This window comes from Chryseobacterium daecheongense, from assembly GCF_003729955.1.
GTDB lineage: Bacteria > Bacteroidota > Bacteroidia > Flavobacteriales > Weeksellaceae > Chryseobacterium > Chryseobacterium daecheongense.
The window spans coordinates 1,102,475-1,116,083 of record NZ_RJTX01000001.1 but is presented as its reverse complement, the minus strand read 5'-3'; the positions used below and the strand labels follow the sequence as shown (position 1 = coordinate 1,116,083).

The 13,609-nt window shown below is 39.5% G+C and carries 12 protein-coding genes; all 12 read left to right on the top strand.

Annotated elements, in window-relative coordinates:
- The first annotated feature begins 49 nt into the window (after positions 1-49).
- The 12 genes from EGI05_RS05105 to EGI05_RS05050 all read left to right on the top strand — a co-directional run bounded on the left by EGI05_RS05105 (position 50) and on the right by EGI05_RS05050 (position 13,480).
- Entirely contained in the window at positions 50-2,461 is a 2,412-nt protein-coding gene (locus tag EGI05_RS05105; RefSeq protein WP_166668307.1) for a TonB-dependent siderophore receptor, read from the top strand.
- A 59-nt stretch (positions 2,462-2,520) separates the two neighbouring features.
- Positions 2,521-3,648: a glycoside hydrolase 100 family protein gene (locus EGI05_RS05100; RefSeq protein ID WP_123261968.1), complete on the top strand. Its 1,128-nt coding sequence runs from the start codon at positions 2,521-2,523 to the stop codon at positions 3,646-3,648.
- Positions 3,649-3,673: 25 nt separating this feature from the next.
- Positions 3,674-4,318: a uridine kinase family protein gene (locus EGI05_RS05095; RefSeq protein ID WP_123261967.1), complete on the top strand. Its 645-nt coding sequence runs from the start codon at positions 3,674-3,676 to the stop codon at positions 4,316-4,318.
- A 53-nt stretch (positions 4,319-4,371) separates the two neighbouring features.
- A complete protein-coding gene (locus EGI05_RS05090; protein WP_123261966.1) occupies positions 4,372-5,802 on the top strand; it encodes an MFS transporter in 1,431 nt (476 codons plus the stop codon).
- 348 nt (positions 5,803-6,150) lie between these two features.
- Positions 6,151-7,077: an alpha/beta fold hydrolase gene (locus tag EGI05_RS05085; protein WP_123261965.1), complete on the top strand. Its 927-nt coding sequence runs from the start codon at positions 6,151-6,153 to the stop codon at positions 7,075-7,077.
- A 121-nt stretch (positions 7,078-7,198) separates the two neighbouring features.
- Complete coding sequence (locus EGI05_RS05080; protein WP_123261964.1) at positions 7,199-7,831, top strand: hydrolase; 633 nt, start codon at positions 7,199-7,201, stop codon at positions 7,829-7,831.
- Between the two features lie 115 nt (positions 7,832-7,946).
- The gene (locus EGI05_RS05075) at positions 7,947-9,239 is read left to right on the top strand and encodes an alginate export family protein (RefSeq protein ID WP_228428552.1); all 1,293 of its coding nucleotides are present in this window, start codon (positions 7,947-7,949) and stop codon (positions 9,237-9,239) included.
- A gap of 22 nt (positions 9,240-9,261) precedes the next feature.
- Positions 9,262-10,005, top strand: a complete 744-nt coding sequence (locus EGI05_RS05070; protein ID WP_123261962.1) for a M17 family peptidase N-terminal domain-containing protein — start codon at positions 9,262-9,264, stop codon at positions 10,003-10,005.
- The gene (locus EGI05_RS05065; protein WP_228428551.1) at positions 10,005-11,897 is read left to right on the top strand and encodes an amidohydrolase; all 1,893 of its coding nucleotides are present in this window, start codon (positions 10,005-10,007) and stop codon (positions 11,895-11,897) included. Before EGI05_RS05070 ends, EGI05_RS05065 begins: the two co-directional genes overlap by 1 nt.
- Before the next feature lie 11 nt (positions 11,898-11,908).
- Positions 11,909-12,334, top strand: a complete 426-nt coding sequence (locus tag EGI05_RS05060) for a DoxX family protein (protein ID WP_123261961.1) — start codon at positions 11,909-11,911, stop codon at positions 12,332-12,334.
- Between the two features lies 1 nt (position 12,335).
- Complete coding sequence (locus EGI05_RS05055) at positions 12,336-12,809, top strand: Dps family protein (RefSeq protein WP_123261960.1); 474 nt, start codon at positions 12,336-12,338, stop codon at positions 12,807-12,809.
- 5 nt (positions 12,810-12,814) lie between these two features.
- Complete coding sequence (locus EGI05_RS05050) at positions 12,815-13,480, top strand: YoaK family protein (RefSeq protein ID WP_123261959.1); 666 nt, start codon at positions 12,815-12,817, stop codon at positions 13,478-13,480.
- Positions 13,481-13,609: the final 129 nt, after the last annotated feature.

The window sequence follows — 13,609 nt, the reverse complement described above, 5'->3', positions numbered from 1 at the left end:
ATACTTTTAACCCATAACAAAAAAACTTCATAAAAATATGGAATCAAAGATGTTTACTAAATTACTGGTTTTCGGTGCGATGAATACTGCGGCCTTTATGTTTTCGCAGACAACAGTAAATGATACGGTAGCAAGAGATAAAACAATTGATGAAGTGGTGATTACAGGAAACTCCAATCCTAAAGCGTCCATCAAGACCAGTACTTCTATCTCCACATTAAAAATGAAAGATATAGAAAATGCTGCGCCAAGAACTACCGCAGAGATTTTCCGTACCATTCCGGGAATCCGTTCAGAATCTTCCGGAGGGGAGGGTAACTCCAACATTACGGTGAGAGGGGTTCCTGTTTCAGCCGGTGGCTCCAGATATTTACTGATTCAGGAAGATGGGCTCCCGGTAATGCAGTTTGGGGACATTGCTTTCGGAACCCAGGACCAGTTTACAAGATTTGACTCGTTCGTGTCCAGAGTAGAAGCGCTCAGAGGAGGTTCGGCTTCTGTATTTGCAAGCAACTCTCCTGCGGGGATTATTAACTTTATTACCAAGACCGGAGAGAAAGAAGGCGGAAGCATTACCCAACAGATGGGACTTAACTATAAAAATTACAGAACCGATTTCGATTACGGAACCAAAATAGGCGATGACACTTATATGGCAGTAGGAGGCTTTTACAGAATTGGGGACGGGCCAAGAAAAACAGGATTCAATTCCAACAACGGCGGCCAGTTCAGACTTTCTTTGCTTAAAAAGTTTGAAAAGGGAAGCTTCCGTGTGTATGCCAAATTGCTGGACGACAGAACCGCAGCTTATATGCCGATGCCTGTTGGCGTTACAGGAACGGATGGTGATCCGAAATGGTCTTCACTGCCCAACTATAATATTCTTACAGGAGCTTTGCAAACCATCAATCTGCAGCACGACAGGACGTTAGGAAATGATGGCAATATCTTCAATACCGATGTTTCGGATGGGATGCATTCTTTATCAAAAGTTATCGGTGCAGAATTCAATTATAACCTGGGCGAAGGTTGGAAACTGGAAGAAAAAATCAGATATGCAGCCAATAGCGGACAGTTTGTAGCACCTTTCCCCGCAAGCGTAAGCAAAGGAAGCGACTTCTTCAATGCGGCTAATTTTACCAATTTCGGAAGCGCAGTCTATGCAGGAACCAATACGCAGGTTGATATGAATGCAAACTATATGAAAATTGCCCTTTTCAATGTAAAGCTGAATAACTTCAATAATTTTGTGAATGACTTTAATATCAGCAAAAAATGGGATGGTGTGAAATTCAACGCCGGATTGTACAAATCTTTCCAGAACATCAATATGTCCTGGATGTGGAACAATTATTTGCAGGAGGTCAACGATAAAAATGCAAGATTAGTTGATGTGAAAAATACGTCCGGAGAGTACATTACCGACCATGGTTTGCTTAACTACGGAATGAAAGACTGGGGCAACCTGAAAAGAGACTATAACACGAAATATGATATTACCGCTCCGCACGCTCAGGTGGAAATCAACGCAACAGACAAATTAACCATCGATGCAGGGGCAAGATATGACATTGGAAAAGTATCAGGTTATTTTTCAGGAGCCACGGTCACTTACACCAGCCTTGATATGAACGGAAACGGCGTGATTGACATTCCTGAACAGATGGTTGGTTCCAATGATAACATTAATGTTCCTGTAAATTACAGATATGGAATTTTCGGATATTCAGTGGGTGCTAACTATGCTTTGAACAACAAGAATGCCGTTTTCGCAAGAGTGAGCCAAGGCGGAAGCGCATCTGCAGACAGGATTCTGTTCTCCGATTACAATTATACGAATAATGACGACCCAGCTTTGGATGCCGTGAAAGTAAACAAGGTTAATCAGGTGGAAGCCGGATATAAACTAAGAGGCTCAGGATATTTCCTTAACACTACCTTGTTCTATGCCGGAACCAAAGAAGCCAATTACGAAGCAACCACTCAGAGAAAAACGGAAAACAAATACCAGTCTTTTGGAGTAGAATTGGACGGTTATTACAAAATCACCAAGGGATTAGATGTGAAGGCAGGTCTTACTTATACCCATGCAGAAATCAAAAATGCCATAGACCCTACAATCATCGGAAATATGCCGAGAAGAACGCCGAAATTGATGTATTCTGTGAATCCTAACTTCAATGCAGACAAGTTCAATGTAGGATTCTACCTGATTGGTGCTACCAAAGCGTTCACTCAGGATAACAACAAATTGGTAATGCCGGGTTATGCTATCGTCAATCCGTATGTTTCTTATCAGGTACTCAAAAACCTTTCTGTAAGTTTGAATGCTAATAATATTTTCAATACCATTGCGGTAACAGAGGCAGAAGAAGGTTCCATTGCCGGTGGGAACGGAATCGTGAGAGCGAGAACACTTCCGGGTGCCAGCTACAGCGTGAGTGTGAAATTTGATTTGTAAATAATTTATAAAAAGCGAAACCAACTAATTACTATTCCGCTTTATTAAAACCTACATATATGTATCGACAGGAAGCTATAGAAATCATCAGGAAAGCGATTACAGCAGAAGGTATTTTAGCATCAGCACAGCAAAGGGACAACTATACCCGAGTTTGGGCAAGGGATTCAATGATGACAGGCTATGCCGGAATCCTGATCAATGATGAAGAGATTCTTGCAGGCTTGGAAAAATCCATTCTTACGCTTGCCAAACATCAGGCAGAAAACGGGCAGATTCCGTCTAATGTTGTTAATGACAGAGCGAGCTACGGAACACACGTCGGCAGGACCGATGCCACAACCTGGTGGATTGTTGTTACCTGTGAATATTTAAAAATTTATCAAAAAGCAGAGTTAAAACAACGGTTGGAAGACAAAATTTTCAAAGCACTTTCCTGTCTCAAAACCTGGGAATATAATCAGAGAGGATTGGTCTACAGTCCGCTTGGTGGCAATTGGGCGGACGAATATGTAACTTCGGGGTATACACTTTACGACAATGTACTTCGCTATTGGGCCTTGAAAAATGCAGCAGAATTATATCAAAGCAATGAACTGCAAGATCAGGCTGTATATATACGAAATTTAATTCAGGAAAATTTTTACAAGAACGATTTATCAGCACCAAAATACCACGAAACAGCTTATTCCAAAACCGAATTTAAACCCTATTTCTGGGCTTCGCTGAATGCCAATGGCTACGACGTGCGTTTCGACCTTGCAGGAAATGCTTTGGCAATTCTTTTAGATTTTGAATTGAATTTTGAAGCTTTCTCAGAATTTTTGGAAGATTTGCATACACAATTCGGACATTGGATGCTTCCGGTGTTCTATCCAGTGATTTATCCCGGTGATTACGACTGGAAACTTCTGGAAAACAACTACAGCTACAGCTTCAAAAACGAACCACACCATTTCCACAATGGTGGTTCCTGGCCTATATTTCTGGGTTGGCTTTGTTTGGGACTTAAGAGAAAAGGATGGGCAGAGATCCCCGGAAAGATACTTTCACAGTACGAACAGTTGATGCAGGAAAAAGGCTTTCATTTCAGGGAATATTATTCTAGCGATAAACTCCTGCCACTGGGAACTGACCAATTGTGCTTTTCGGCCTCAGGATATCTGATGATGACTCTGGAAAAATAGAAAGAATAAATTAAGAAAGAATAAAATGATTGGAGATATAATAGAACTTAAAGAAAAGCATTTGGCAATAGGTAAAGAAATATTTGAAATACTGAATGTAAGATTGCCATTAAAAAATAAACACAAACTCATCATAGGAATTGCAGGAGAAAGCGGAAGCGGCAAATCTGTGACCGCTTTTGCACTTCAGAAGATTTTAAACGAAAATAATTTCAAAAGCCTGGTGTGGCAAATGGATGATTATTTTAAACTTCCACCAAAGAGCAATCACGAAAATCGCCTGGAATCCATAGGAAACGTAGGAATACAAGAAGTCGATTTGGCAAAGCTTTCCCAGAATATTTCCGACTTTAAAAACGGAAAAAGAATTATAGAAAAACCTCTGGTACATTACAATGAGAACAGAATTGCAGATGAAGAGATAGATACATTAGATTACAAGGTTCTTATCGTAGAAGGAACATACATTCTGGAGATTGATGATTTTGATTTTAAAATTTTCATCGATAGAAATTACAAGGATACCTATGAAAACCGGATGAGCAGAAACCGCGACGAAAAGAGCGATTTTGTAGAACAGGTGCTGGAGATAGAGCATCAGATTATTAAAAAATTCAAAGAAAAAGCAGATTTGGTTCTTGGAAAAAATTACGAGCTTTTACTGAAGTAAAAATAGATTTAATTGTGCTTTACCCTCTTGATTCTCTCAAAGGAAAATAAACTATGACAACAAAAAAAATAATCCCGCATCTCAGCTTTTGGCAAATCTGGAACATGAATGTCGGCTTTTTCGGAATACAATACAGCTTTGGATTGCAGCAGACTGCGGTAAACCCGATATATACTTTTCTTGGGGCGCACGCAGAGCAGCTTCCCATCCTGAATCTTGCCGGTCCTATTACAGGATTGCTGATCCAGCCATTAATTGGTGCCATCAGCGATAAAACCTGGAGCCCGAAATGGGGGCGCAGAAAACCGTTTTTTCTTTTGGGAGCCATTTTTTGCAGTATCGCCTTATTTTTGTTTCCTTTCAGTTCCGCCATTTGGATGGCCGTCGGATTGCTTTGGATTCTGGATGCCGCCAATAATACCGCGATGGAACCTTACCGTGCTTTCATTGCGGACAAACTTCCACACGAGCAGCAGACTTTCGGATTTCAGATGCAGAGTCTTTTTGTAGGAGCGGGGATTACCCTGGCGAATCTATCCTTGTTTATTTTTCAGAAATATCTCGGTGGTAATGCTTCCGGTGGCGGTATTCCTGTTTGGGTCTATTATTCTTTTTTCCTGGGATCTTTTTGTTCTATTGCATCAGTTGTATGGTCGGTTTACAAAACACCTGAAATTCCGCCATCTGATGAAGAGCTGGAAGAACTCAGAAAATCAAAGGAAGAAAGCCATTTTTTTACACCATTTATCGAAATCTTTTCTGCGATACGCGACATGCCGAAATTACTTTGGCAGCTGGCTTTGGTATATGTGTTCCAGTGGTATGCATTGTTCTGCTATTGGCAGTTCATCACACCAATGCTCAAGTGGTCGCTTTACGGAATTTCTGAAAACGATGAGCAAAAGGCCAGCAAAATCATTGCGCTGGCAAAAAGTGGTGTTTCCGTAGCAGAAAAAGATATGTCCTGGGCAAAAAATGTACTTCACATGGTAGAGGTGGCTGTAGGGCAGACCGGACTGATGAATGGTTCCTACAATATCGTAACGATGATTTCGGCCTTGTTGCTGGTGCCTTTTGCCAAAAAATTCACTTCTAAAAATACCTATATTTTCTGTCTGTGCATCACAGGATTAGGGATAATGACACTGCCATTCATTAAGAATGAATACCTTATCCTGCTTCCAATGGTCGCTTTGGGAATAGGCTGGGCATCCATGATGGGGTTGCCTTATTCCATGGTTTCTCCATCGATTCCCCCGAAAAAAAGAGGCGTTTATATGGGCGTTATCAATATGATGATTGTAATACCGATGCTGATACAGACTGTTTCTTTCGGATTTATTTACAAGACTTTCCTGAATGGCAATCCTTCATCAGTCATTATCCTTACGGGATTGCTGTTCCTGCTTGCAGGTGGGTGTGTGATGCTGATGAAGCCCAAATCAAGAAATGTACTAAATAAATCCACAGTACACCAGCACTAATTATATTCTTATTGCAAAGTTAGCCTGCCTTGGCTCGCACTGTTTTTAAAAATCAATCATTTCAGAAATTTTCATTTAAAAGATAGCCTTTCGCTCTTTTTTCTTCTTGTAAAGGTAGGGTGGAATATAGTGTTTCATATCCTTAAGCTATCATTCCAATCTCTTTGGGTTCCACCACATTTCTTCATGAATTTTATATAGAATTTTAGATAGCTATAATAAAACTACGATATATCATAGTTTTATTTTGTGTTTGTTTTATTTATCTAATTGAAAATCAGTTTCTTGTTTTTTTTGGTTGTGTTTTTGGCATAATGGTATCAAAATAAATCTCTAAATATATTTATCATGAAAATTAAATCAGTGATCGGTGTTGGAATCTTTTTATCGACTCTACTTATTTCGTGTAATAAGGAAGGCAAAATAGAAGAAAATAACACGGGAAAACAAGCAAAGGCAAGAGCAGAATACATTGAAGTTGAACCCAATGTCAGACTTCATGTTACTGATCTAGGGGAAGGAAAACCGGTTGTTTTGATTCACGGATATCCTTTAAGTGATGCTTCGTGGGAATATCAATATCATCCTCTTATTAAAGCAGGTTATCGGGTGATTGGAATCACTTTGAGAGGGTTCGGACAGTCAGATAAACCTTATGGAAAGTATAATTATGACCAATTTGCAGCTGATATCAAAGCTGTCCTGGATCAATTGGATATTAAGGAAGCCACGTTAGGTGGACATTCTATGGGAGGTGCGATTGCCCTGCATTACGTTGCAAAATATAACAGTGCCCATGTAAGCAAACTGGCTTTATTTTCAGCGGCTGCACCATGCCATACCAAAAAAGATGATTTTCCTTATCCATTCTTTACCAAAGAAGATATCTCGAAATGGATAGAATTGAATAATAATGACAGACCTGCATTATTGGCTGCCATAGGCGAAAAATTTGTCTATTCTCCAACATCTGTTTCTCCCGGGATTGGAGCCTGGCTTAGCAATATCGAAATGCAATCATCTCCATATGCGATGGAGCAGGCATTAATTGCACTGAGAGATGAAGATCTGAGAGGTGATCTACCCAAAATTAAAATTCCAACTTTAATTCTACATGCAAAGGAAGACAAAATTGTGTCTTTTGCATTGGCGGAACAAATGCATAAAGCTATTCCCGGATCACAGCTGGTGCCTTTTTATAATAGCGGACATGCTTCATTCCTGGAAGAAAAAGATAAGTTTAATGCTGAGTTTATTAAATTTTTAAAACAATAAGCTCTCTATCCGCCTGTCTTCTGGTAGTTGGGCCTCTGACTTATTATCCTGAAACAAGCCATTATCTACGAATCCGCGTAATTCAATAGAATATACTTAATAACAAATAAATACATTTTTAATGAAACCATCAACCAAATTACTTTCTCCGGAAAATCACACCCTTGTATTAATCGATTTTGAAGGCCAAATGGCTTTTGCAACAAAAAGTATCTCCATGAACGAGCTTCGCAATAATGTAGCGGTAGTCTGCGGAGCATCTAAAATATTCAATGTGCCGACAATTGTAACAACCGTTGCTGAAGCGAGTTTTTCAGGACCGGTTTTTCCTGAGATTGAAGAAGCATATCCCATAGCAAGTTCAAACTACATAGACAGGACAACAATGAACACCTGGGAGGATGAGGCTGCTTATAGAGCAATTGTAGGAACTCAGAAGCAGAAACTTGTTTTGGCAGGACTATGGACAGGAGTATGTATTGTAGGACCGGCATTGTCAGCGCTCGAAGAAAACTATGATGTGTACGTAATTACCGATGCTTGTGGAGATGTAAGTGATGAAGCGCACGAAAGAGCAGTTCAGAGAATGATTCATGCAGGAGTAAAGCCTTTGACGTCCATTCAGTATATTTTAGAACTTCAAAGGGATTGGGCCCGTCAGGAAACGTATGTACCTGTGACCAATTTGATGAAAAAATATGGCAGCTCGTATGGATTGGGTATTCACTATGCTCATAATATGCTGAACCATTAATATTCATATACAATTTTCAATGTTGAGATCTGCTTATTCCCTATCAGTTTTAAAAGGTATCGTTTTTTTACTCTTTTTATGTTCTGGAAATATATCGGCCCAGAGTTTCAAACTCTTGAGGTATGATGAAAATTATGAATATTTAAAAGATTCTGCAGATAATTTTTATCATAAGATCAAGTTTCTTCCCCTTAACGATAAAGAAAATATTTATCTGTCTTTCGGAGGAGAAGCACGGTATGAATATGTGGATTTCAACAATGAAGATTGGGGAAGACTGAATATCGGACGCAATAACTTTTTTTTGCAACGCTACGATGTTCATGCAGATTTACATTTAGGAAAAAATATCAGGATATTTTCACAGATCCGGAGTGCTTTGCAGAATGGAAGGAAAAACGGGTCAAGAGGCATTGATGAAGATCAGTTGAGTATTCAAAATCTCTTTATTGATGCCAATCTGATCAATAGGGAAGATCATAAGTTTACCGCCAGACTGGGACGGCAGGAACTGGATTATGGTTCGGGTCGGCTGATTTCTGTAAGAGAGGGACCGAACGTCAGGCTTTCTTTTACTGGAGCTAAATTAATGTATTCCGGGAAGAATATTTCAGTAGATGCTTTTGCAATGATGGCAGATAGTATTAATACCGGAGTTTTTGACAATACAATGTCAAAACAGCTTAACCTTTGGGGAGTGTATTCCAAAAGAATTTTTCCAAAAGCAGGAAATCTTGACCTTTACTATATCGGAATCCGAAGAGACGAATCGGTTTTTGAAGCCGGAACAGCCAAAGAAAAACGCCACACCATCGGTGGGAGATTCTGGAAATACGGCGGCGGATTTATTTACAACCTGGAAGCTGCATATCAGTTCGGAAGTTTTGGAGATGAGAATATCAGAGCCTGGACAGGTTCTGTAGATGTCGGGTACCTGTTTGAAAATGTGAAATTTAAACCAAGCATCAATCTTCGGAATGATTATATTTCCGGAGATAAGGGCAAAGATGACAGAAAGCTTCAGACCTTCAATCCCCTCTATCCGAAAGGCGGTTATTTTGGCTTCAGTCCGCAGGTTGGGCCTGTCAATCTGATTGATATTCATCCTTATATTACATTGGATTTAACTTCCAGGTTAAAAATGCAGATGGATGCCGTTTTCAACTGGCGATATTCCCTTCAGGATGGTGTTTACCGGCCAAGCGGAGCGTTGAATCGTCCCGGAAGCAGCTCAGATAAAAGATATATCGGAACAGCCTATTTAACCAATTTCACATATAGTTTTAATAGATATATCTCTTTAGTGAGCGGTATTCAGTATTTCAGAAAGGGAGCTTTTATCGAAGATATCATCCCGAATGCAAAAAACGGTGTCTTTTACAACATCCGATTAGGATTCAAATTTTAATCAATCATTAAATCATATTATTATGCAAAATTCAATTTCAAAATATTTTAATTGGTCGAAAGCAATGTTCACCGCATTGATTTTAACAGCTTCAAGTACCGGTTTTGTTTCAGCTCAAACGACCGAAATAAAAACAGCTGTTGGAACAACAACAACCTGGGGAACAGTAGACGGAGTTTCTGTTGTAGGTCTTGTGCAGGGGCCTTCTGCAGCGGCTGCAGATCTACAGATTGCCTGTGTTTTCGAATATACGGAAGGAGATATTTTCAATCCGCCTGCGCTTCCTGCAGAACTGAACGGAATGGTTCATCTGGACGAAGCTTTAAAAGGTATTATTACCGATGTCAGAAAGAGCGGAAAATTCAAAGGCCATGCTTTAGAAACACTATTAATTGCACCGCCCAAAGGAAGTTTAGCTTCAAAAAAACTATTATTGATCGGTTTGGGAAACAGAAGTTCTTTCGATGCAGAATTGATGAAAGAAGTCGGAAGTGTGGCAATGAGAGAAGCTTTAAAGCTGAAAGTGAAAACTGTTTCTTTTGCCAGTGATATTAAAGATGCCGGAATAGACTCTCCGACGGCTCTGGTGGCAGAAAATGTGGTTTTGGGTGCATTCGATGCATACCGTGCCCAGGCCTATCTGGATAAAAATCATTTGTCTGAAAAGATGACAGTGCAGAAACTGATTTTATTGGCCGGACCTTCATTTTTCAATATTGCAGGAGGTGGAATTAAAAGTGCAATTGCGAAACTTAATACTCAATAATGATGAAGGCAGAACTTATTTTATACAATGGGAAGATTCACAGTTTCAATAAGCAAACACCGGATATTTCTGCAGTTGCCATTAAAGAGGGTAAAATCATAGCCGTTGGAAATGATGGTTTGGTTGATCAGTTTGCCAATGAATCAACTAAGATTATTGATCTGAAAAAGAAAAGAGTAGTTCCGGGAATCAATGATTCCCATATTCACCTGATTCGTGGAGGGCTAAACTATAATCTTGAATTAAGATGGGACGGAGTTCCGTCACTAGCCGATGCGCTTCGTATGCTGAAAGAGCAGGTGGATCGTACCCCTTCACCTCAATGGGTGCGTGTGGTTGGCGGATGGTCTGAATTTCAGTTTGCGGAGAGAAGAATGCCCACATTAGAAGAAATTAATACCATTGCACCGGAAACACCTGTTTTTATTCTGCATTTGTATGACAGGGCACTGATGAACAGGGCTGCATTGAAAGCCGTAGGGTATACAAAAAATACTCCGGCTCCTCCGGGAGGGCAAATTGAAAGAGATGCGAATGGTGAACCGACAGGGCTGATTATTGCAACACCCAATGCCATGATCTTATATTCAACTTTGGCGAAAGGCCCCAAACTTTCCTATGAACATCAGGTAAATTCTACCAGACATTTTATGAAAGAATTAAACCGTTTCGGGATCACAAGTGTGATTGATGCAGGCGGTGGTTTTCAGAATTTTCCCGATGATTATCAGGTGGTGAATGAATTAAATGAAAAGAAACAGCTCACCGTAAGAATTGCCTATAATTTATTTACCCAAAAGCCTAAGAATGAATTTGAGGATTTCAGTGAATGGATTGATTCTGTAAAATTGTATCAGGGCGACGATATGTACCGCCACAATGGAGCAGGAGAGATGTTGGTTTTCTCTGCTGCGGATTTTGAAGATTTTTTACAGCCAAGACCCGATCTGCCTGAAAATATGGAGGCTGACCTTGAAAAAGTTGTCCGTTTATTAGTGGAAAACCGCTGGCCTTTCAGGCTTCACGCAACCTATAACGAGAGTATCACACGATTCTTAAATGTTTTCGAAAAGGTAAACCAGGAGATCCCTTTTAATGGGCTTCCATGGATTTTTGATCATGCAGAAACTATTGATGAAAGAAATATTGAGCGTGTAAAAATGCTCGGCGGCGGAATCGCCATCCAAAGTAGAATGGCCTATCAGGGAGAATATTTCACCGAACGTTATGGTTCTGTGGCGGCAGAAGGAACTCCTCCTGTTAAAAAAATGCTGGAAATGGAAGTTCCTGTTGGGGGTGGTTCGGATGCAACAAGAGTAAGCAGCTACAATCCATGGGTTTCCATGTACTGGTTAACGGTTGGAAAAACGGTTGGAGGGCTTCAATTGTATTACGAAACAAGATTAGACCGGAAAACCGCACTTGAATTATATACAAAAGGAAGTGCATGGTTTTCTCAGGAACAGCAGAAAAAAGGAGATATTAAAGTGGGAATGTTTGCAGATCTGGCAGTTTTGGACAAAGATTATTTCACGGTTGAAGATGAAGAAATCAAAAATATTGAATCTGAAATGACGGTTGTCGATGGAAAAATTGTCTATGCAAAAGGAGAATTTTCATCATTTGCACCCCCTTCGATTCCTATTCTTCCGGACTGGTCACCAACGAATTTATATAATGGATATTATCCGGTGGGCGGACATCTTCAGACTGAGATTGAAAAAAACGGAAAGTCAACATTAAAAGCACCTTTGACTTCTCAGATTCATAGTTGTGCAGGAAGTTGTGATGTTCATAATCACAATCACGATTACGCGAGAATGAGTCATCTTCCTGTCAATAATTATCATGCATTTTGGGGCGCGCTCGGCTGTTCTTGTTTTGCCTTTTAAACTCAAAGAATATGGAAATTGTAAAACAAATTCTATCCTCGGATTTAGGTTCATCATTCAACGATCTTGTACTTTTGATATTCAGAGTACTTTTGGCTGTTGAATTGTTCAGGGTTCACGGATTAAAGAAATTCAGAGTAGAAAACGGGCAGAAAGAAAAAGTTCCCAATCCATTCGGGCTTCCCGATAAAATGAATGCTATGATTGCTTCCTTTGCTGATTTGGTGGTTCCTTTTTTAATTATTCTGGGACTCGGAACAAGACTGGTTGTTCTGCCTACAATTGGTGTGACGGCAATCGGTTATTTTGTGGTTCACAGAAAAGATTCTCCGGAAGTACGCGACGTGCCGTATATGTATACTTTGTCATTATTATTAATTCTTGCGCTAGGTGCAGGAAAATATTCACTTGATTATTATTTATTAAACAAACTTTAAAATGAAAACTTCAATAGGAATTAAAAATGAAAATTTAGCGAAAGTCGCTGAAGTACTGGTTCAAATATTAGCAGATGAATTTGTGCTCTATACCAAAACAAAAAAAGCTCACTGGAATGTGGAAGGAGCAGATTTTTACAACAAACATCTGTTTTTTGAATCACAGTATAAGCAGTTGGATGAAATTACTGATACTCTTGCAGAAAGAATCAGAATGCTAGGACATTATGTGCCGGCAACACTGAGAGAATATCTTGCACTGACTCATTTGTCTGAACATCATTTAGAATCCAATGACAGTCTGACCTACATGAAAGAACTTCTCTCTGATCACGAAAGCATCTCGATCCACCTTCGTGAAAATATTGAAAATTTTGCCGTTACATTTCATGATGCAGGAACCAGTGATTACATTACCGGATTATTGGAAATGCACGAAAAAATGGCCTGGATGCTCCGTTCACATTTAAAATAAAAATCATGGAACTAAAAAGAAATATAGGTTTTGTTACCTTACTGCTTACGATGATTGCCGGATACTGTGATACGGTGACTTTTGTAGCTGCAGATTCTGTATTTTCAGCACACGTAACGGGAAACTTTATTGTATTTGCCTATCAGTTTGTAAAAGGTTCTGATGTGCATGCCTGGGTGAAATTGCTTACTTTTCCGGTTTTTATTATCGCCGTTATTACAGGAGGAAGGATTGCTTACAGGGTTACCAATCATTATACGATCTTATTTTGGGAAGGAATAATATTATTGTTGAGTGGGGCAGTAGTAGCACTATTCAATTATACTGGTGTGTTTACAGAATGGATGATGTATGCCGTTGCTATGGCAGCAGTTTTTGCCATGGGGCTTCAGAATGCTTTCGGAAAGTTATATGCCAAGGAAACCCACGGACCTACCACTATGATGACAGGAAATGTTACACAGGCATCTTTGGACGTTGGGAACTTATTAAAAAACGGTTTTAATGACCCCGATGCACTGGCCAGTTTAAAAAAACAGCTAATTACCATTTTAGGTTTTTTAAGTGGGTGTTTTTTAGGGGCTTTTGCAGGAAAACAGTTTGGTCTTGTAATGCTTGTTCTGCCGGGATTGGCGATGATTATCTGCTATCTCTATCACCGTAAAATCTAGCCCTCAAAAAATGGGAAATAATCGGATAATGAATTATCTTTAAACAATGAATTTTAGTTCTTATTTTATAAATAAAAATCTGCTAAAGATATTTTGTTTTTTATGGATTCTGTTGTTCACAGAAAGCAT